5 protein-coding genes are annotated in these 4189 nt (G+C 55.3%); all 5 read right to left on the reverse strand.

The window, feature by feature from the left end:
* Positions 1-82: 82 nt before the first annotated feature.
* Genes EN935_RS24835 through rfbD form a run of 5 tightly spaced genes read right to left on the reverse strand, consistent with a single transcriptional unit; the run spans position 83 to position 4187 of the window.
* A complete protein-coding gene (locus EN935_RS24835; RefSeq protein ID WP_127262775.1) occupies positions 83-835 on the reverse strand; it encodes an ABC transporter ATP-binding protein in 753 nt (250 codons plus the stop codon).
* Positions 832-1629, reverse strand: coding sequence for an ABC transporter permease (locus EN935_RS24840; RefSeq protein WP_127262774.1), 798 nt, complete (start codon positions 1627-1629; stop codon positions 832-834). Before EN935_RS24840 ends, EN935_RS24835 begins: the two co-directional genes overlap by 4 nt.
* On the reverse strand, positions 1626-2129 hold the full coding sequence (locus EN935_RS24845) for a GNAT family N-acetyltransferase (protein ID WP_164757568.1): 504 nt from the start codon (positions 2127-2129) through the stop codon (positions 1626-1628). Before EN935_RS24845 ends, EN935_RS24840 begins: the two co-directional genes overlap by 4 nt.
* Positions 2126-3253, reverse strand: a complete 1128-nt coding sequence (locus tag EN935_RS24850) for a DegT/DnrJ/EryC1/StrS family aminotransferase (RefSeq protein WP_127262773.1) — start codon at positions 3251-3253, stop codon at positions 2126-2128. The genes EN935_RS24845 and EN935_RS24850 overlap by 4 nt, the downstream gene beginning before the upstream one ends.
* Positions 3254-3278: 25 nt before the next feature.
* Positions 3279-4187 carry a dTDP-4-dehydrorhamnose reductase gene (rfbD, locus tag EN935_RS24855; RefSeq protein WP_127262772.1) on the reverse strand — a complete coding sequence of 303 codons (909 nt, stop codon included), beginning with the start codon at positions 4185-4187 and terminating at the stop codon, positions 3279-3281.
* Positions 4188-4189 lie beyond the last annotated feature (2 nt).

Consider the following 4189-nt stretch of genomic DNA (forward strand, 5'->3'; position numbering starts at 1 on the left):
GGGTCGATGGACTGCTTTGCGAAGTAGGCAATCAGCGCGGACAAAGTCAGCAGTCTGACCGATGTCATCGGAATTCATTTAATCATGCGCCCGGTAAATTGGCTCGAGAATAGCGCTCAAGGACTTCTGACGTTTCTCCGTCCATCCGAATCCCGCCCGCATCGAGCCAGATAGTCCGCTTGCAAAAAGATTCCAGAAGGGTCGGAGCATGGCTTGCGAAGACAAGTATCTTGCCTTGCTCCATGAATTCGTACATTCGGCGCTTGGCCTTGTCCGCAAAGCGGATATCGCCCGCGCCCATCACTTCATCGATCAGCAGGATCTCGGGATTGATGCTTGTCGACACGGCAAAGGCGAGGCGGACAAACATTCCGGCTGAATAGGTGCGAACGGGATAATCCAGGAATTCTCCGAGCTCCGTGAACTCTCCAATCTCAAGCAATTTTTCCTCGATTTCCGCGGGCGACATGCCGAGCAGGAGCCCACGGATGCGGATGTTATCCCAACCGGATTGGTTCATCTCGAAGCCGGTCGCGAACTCGAACATCGGGCACACATGCCCCCGCACAGTGACCTTTCCGGACGTGGGCGGGTAAATCTTCGCCATGACCTTCAGCAACGTGCTTTTGCCGGCGCCATTGAGTCCAATCAGCCCGACCCTCTCGCCGCTTCCGATCTTCAGATTCAACTGATGGAGCGCATTCACGCTATAAGTGGACAAGTTCCCTTTTCGACCAGTCAGCCGGCCGACAAGCCAGTCTTTCAGGCCGCCATTGGTGCGCTCGCCCTGAAAACGGACTCCTACGCCCTCGAGGTTGATAGTGAGGTCTGTCAAAGCAGGAAAACCAATCGGTTGTCGAGACGTCGGGCAACCACGGCCGCGACAATCCAAACCGCTAAAGCGTATAATGTCGCCAAGGCGTAGCTTTCAGATGGAGGGAATCCACCTTCAAGGATGGGGTGGCGAACGATGTCTATCAGGTAGTACAGAGGATTGTATTGATACACGAAATCGAGATGCTTGGCCTGAAGCACTTTGATGGGGAACATGATTGGGGTGACGAAAAAGATGACCTGAAGGATGCCAGCCAGTGCAAAGGGCAAATCCCTGAAGCGCGTTCCGACATACGCTGAAATCACAATATGGCCGAGGGCGGCGACCAATAGCAACGCCAGCCCTGGCACGGCCATCACCCAGCCTGCAATATGAAAATTATGAAAGAATATCTGCAGCGGAATGATAGCCGAAAATCCGATCATCAACACAATGCAGTATGAAACCAGCGCACGTAAAAGATAAATTTGCTTTGGGTATGAAAACTGTTTGATGTAACCTTCGGAGCCCACGAAGGCTGCACCGGCATCAACGAAGGAAGAGAGCAGAAACCCCCAGATGACGAAACCCGTGATCAGGAACGGCAAAAAATCAGCCATCGGCTGGCCGAACATGACGCCATAGACAAAGCCGGCACCACCCACGAAAAATGCGAGATTCAATAAAATCCATAGAGGTCCGATAAACGAACGCCTGAAGCGCGCCTTGATGTCTTGAACGCCGAGAAAAGTCCAGACCCGCCAAAGCTTGAGTGATGCCAGTGCGTCGTTATAGAGCTGTTCTGTTGGTATCATGTAACGTCACCTCCAGCGAGGCCCATGCGCACCAAACCGTTGGAGCGGCTTTCTTCGATGAAACCGCATCGAGTATAAAGTCCTATCGCCTTCTTATTTTGCTCCATCACTTCAAGGAAAATATAGGACAGGTTGAGCACACGTGTTCCGAAACGCGCGAGCTCAGCGCACGACCGTCTGATATAACCCCTTCCGGCCATTTCTGGGGCAACGAGAAATCGCCCGATCTCGGCGCTTCCTGCATCGCGATCGATATCATAAATTCCACATTGGCCGACTGGGCGTCCGTCCACCTCCACTAGGAAGAAGAAATCGTCATCCTTCTGGAGATAGCTGTTGTACCAGGCGAGATGCCGGTTGAACGCGAGCTTGTCAGATGTCTTGAACCAGACACGTGCGTCGTCGCGGTTGCGCCAGTCGAGGATTGTCTCGAGATCCCGCTGCTCCACGAGCCTCAAGGCAATCGTACCGTCTCCGAAAGGGGCGATTTGCGGTTTCATTGAGCGTATTTGAGAACCAAGTCGGAAATCAGATCGACATCCGCCTTGCTCATACGAAGGTGGAGAGGCAACGAAATGATTTCCTGGCTCGCTGCTTTGGCGTTCGGACAAGTGCCGGCGGCAAAGGCATACATTCGATAGTCCGTGTTGTCGCGATAATGAACCCCCGGATAGACGCCGTGCTCGTTGAGGGCAAGCATCAGATTGTCGCGGTTCTGAACCCGTATCTGGAGAAGATGCTGGGCAGACTCACAACCTGGCGCTGTAGGCACGACATTGACATGATTGTGGCCGTCCAGATGCTGGCGATACCAGACCGCCAGCTGGCGCCGAAAGGAATTGTCGATGTCAAGATATTTCAGCTGGACAATAGCAATCGCGGCCATGATCGAGTTGCCGTGATATTTATGCCCGATCTCCTCGACGTCGTACATCCATTTGTACGCCCCCTGGGAGGCAGTCCGGGCGTAGGTATCCTTGTTGATGCCGAGCCAAGTGAGCTTGCGGACGCGCTCATCGTCTTCTGCTTCCTTGAAGCAGATCATTCCGGAATCGGCGGTTGGAAGATTTTTCACCGCCTGAAAACTGAAAACCGACACATCAGCATCACCGCCAATGTGGCTGCCGTCGACACGGGTACCTGACATGTGTGCCGCATCAAGCACCAGCTTGATGTCGCGCGCGCGACAAATCTCCAATATCTTCTGATACTGGCCAACATTGCCTCCCATCCCGACGAATATCAGCGCCTTCGTTTTGTCGGTGATCCGCTCAAGCACGCTTTGAGGATCGAGGCAGAGGTATTCATCAACATCCGCGAATACCGGCTTAAGCCCCGCGTAGAGAATAGCATGATTTGTCGAAACGAATGTCAGCGGCGTTGTGATGACCTCACTTTCGTCGTCCCATCCGTATTTGGACTTGAAAAGCTGGAACGCCAGATGAAGGCCGACCGTGTTGGAGTTCAGGAAATGGGCGTGCGGAAGACCCGTGTAGGTCTTCCATGCCGTTTCAAATTCGGCGGTTTTGAAGCCTAGCCCGGTCCATCCTTTTTCCAAGCACTCACGGATTCCCGCAAGACATTCTTCGATGCGGAAACTCGGTACGAATAACTGAACGCTCATCAAGACTCTCCGTGACGCTGGCGGTTCACACGTTGCTGCCGTGTCCCGTCTGACCATCCAGGAGACGAGATACGATTTCTTTTGTTGATTGCTGCCATTCCGGCGCCGTCCAACCAAAGGTCGCGGTGAACTTTGCCGTAGACAACCGTGAATTGGCGGGCCGGCGCGCCTTGGTCGGATAGTCCGTCGTAGCAATGTCCCGTACCCGCGCCCAAGGGCCACCAAACAGGCGGCTTGAGTCCAGGATATGACGGGCAAAGCCACTCCAATTGGTCTCGCCTGTTCCCACCAGATGGTACGCGCCAAATGAAGAAAAGCCCATATTTGGATGCATCATCGCCGCCGCATGCAGGATTGCGTCGGCGATATCGAGCGCCGAAGTTGGATTTCCCCACTGATCGGCCACAACAGCGATCTCGTCGCGGTCGGCAGCAAGCTTCAGCATGGTCTTGACGAAATTTCGACCGAACGGGCTGTATGCCCATGCGGTGCGAAGAATGAGATGGCGCGGGTTTGCGGCGGCCACCGCTTGTTCGCCGGCGAGCTTGGAAACGCCATAGGCATTGCGCGGCGCGGGCGCGTCGGTTTCGACATAGGAGCCAGCCTTGGTGCCGTCGAAGACATAGTCGGTCGAAAGATGGATGACGGGAACGCCAAGCCGCCTTGCTGCTTCCGCCACCTTGCCGGCACCGACGGCGTTCACCGCAAATGCCAGATCGGGCTCATCCTCGGCCTGATCCACCGCCGTGTAGGCGGCAGCCGACACGACGATGTCCGGCTTCGCGGCCGCAATGGCGTCGATGACGGTATCGGGTTTTGCCAGGTCGAGTTCCGGACGGCCAATGGCGATGACCTCCACGCCGGCACGTCCCTGGCCGGCCTCGAGAAGGCTTGCCGCAACCTGGCCCTCGCGTCCGGTGACAACGAGCCTCATGC

The sequence above is a fragment of the Mesorhizobium sp. M7D.F.Ca.US.004.03.1.1 genome (assembly GCF_003998635.1).
GTDB lineage: Bacteria > Pseudomonadota > Alphaproteobacteria > Rhizobiales > Rhizobiaceae > Mesorhizobium > Mesorhizobium loti.

Bases quoted from the DNA above. Each gene is read 5' to 3' on its own strand.
- EN935_RS24840 (WP_127262774.1), bottom strand. From the start codon at position 1,629: ATGATACCAACAGAACAGCTCTATAACGACGCACTGGCATCACTCAAG.
- EN935_RS24845 (WP_164757568.1), bottom strand. From the start codon at position 2,129: ATGAAACCGCAAATCGCCCCTTTCGGAGACGGTACGATTGCCTTGAGG.
- EN935_RS24850 (WP_127262773.1), bottom strand. From the start codon at position 3,253: ATGAGCGTTCAGTTATTCGTACCGAGTTTCCGCATCGAAGAATGTCTT.
- rfbD (WP_127262772.1), bottom strand. From the start codon at position 4,187: ATGAGGCTCGTTGTCACCGGACGCGAGGGCCAGGTTGCGGCAAGCCTT.